The 1,430-nt window shown below is 49.4% G+C and carries 1 rRNA gene; it reads right to left on the bottom strand.

What is annotated here, in order from left to right:
• Positions 1-1,430: ribosomal RNA gene (locus ABXH06_RS17805) — 23S ribosomal RNA — on the bottom strand; the annotation flags it as partial.

The raw sequence follows: 1,430 nt of genomic DNA, 5'->3' as shown, positions 1-1,430 counted from the left end.
GCTTAGAAGCTTTTCCTGGAAGCATGGCATCAATGACTTCAACTCCTTGGAGTCTCGTCTCGTATCTCAGTGTTGAATGAAAGTCCGGATTTACCTAAACTAACCACCTACATACTTTCACACGGGCTACCAACGCCGTGCTCACCTAGCCTACTCCGTCCCTCCTTCGCAATATATAGAAGTACAGAAATATTAATCTGTTTCCCATCGACTACGCGTTTCCGCCTCGCCTTAGGGGCCGACTTACCCTGCCCTGATTAACATGGGACAGGAAACCTTGGTCTTTCGGCGGGGGAGTTTTTCACTCCCCTTATCGTTACTCATGTCAGCATTCGCACTTGTGATACCTCCAGCAGACCTTACAATCCACCTTCAACGGCTTACACAACGCTCCCCTACCACTTGAACCTAAGTTCAAATCCGCAGCTTCGGTGACTAGTTTAGCCCCGTTACATCTTCCGCGCAGACCGACTCGACTAGTGAGCTATTACGCTTTCTTTAAAGGATGGCTGCTTCTAAGCCAACCTCCTAGCTGTCTATGCCTTTCCACATCGTTTCCCACTTAACTAGTACTTTGGGACCTTAGCTGGCGGTCTGGGTTGTTTCCCTCTTCACAACGGACGTTAGCACCCGCAGTGTGTCTCCCGCATATCACTCATTGGTATTCGGAGTTTGCAAAGGGTTGGTAAGTCGGGATGACCCCCTAGCCTTAACAGTGCTCTACCCCCAATGGTGTTCGTGCGAGGCTCTACCTAAATAGATTTCGGGGAGAACCAGCTATCTCCCGGCTTGATTAGCCTTTCACTCCGACCCACAAGTCATCACCGCATTTTTCAACATACGTGTGTTCGGTCCTCCAGTTGATGTTACTCAACCTTCAACCTGCCCATGGGTAGATCGCCGGGTTTCGGGTCTATACCCTGCAACTAAACGCGCAGTTAACACTCGCTTTCGCTACGGCTCCCCTAATCGGTTAACCTTGCTACAGAATATAAGTCGCTGACCCATTATACAAAAGGTACGCAGTCACCCGAAGGCTTCCACTGCTTGTACGTATGCGGTTTCAGGTTCTATTTCACTCCCCTCACAGGGGTTCTTTTCGCCTTTCCCTCACGGTACTGGTTCACTATCGGTCAGTTAGGAGTATTTAGCCTTGGAGGATGGTCCCCCCATATTCAGACAAAGTTTCACGTGCTCCGTCCTACTCGATTTCACTTAAAGGTTGTTTTTGTGTACGGGGCTATCACCCTGTATCGCTGTCCTTTCCAGAACATTCCACTAACGCCCAATAAGCTTAAGGGCTGATTCGCGTTCGCTCGCCGCTACTAACGAAATCTCGGTTGATTTCTTTTCCTCGGGGTACTTAGATGTTTCAGTTCTCCCGGTTCGCCTCCCTGAGCTATGTATTCACTCAAGGATACTGACTTATG

Origin of the sequence: Thalassotalea sp. SU-HH00458, from assembly GCF_040362795.1 — a bacterium.
GTDB lineage: Bacteria > Pseudomonadota > Gammaproteobacteria > Enterobacterales > Alteromonadaceae > Thalassotalea_H > Thalassotalea_H castellviae.
This window is presented reverse-complemented; position numbering and strand designations above follow the sequence as displayed.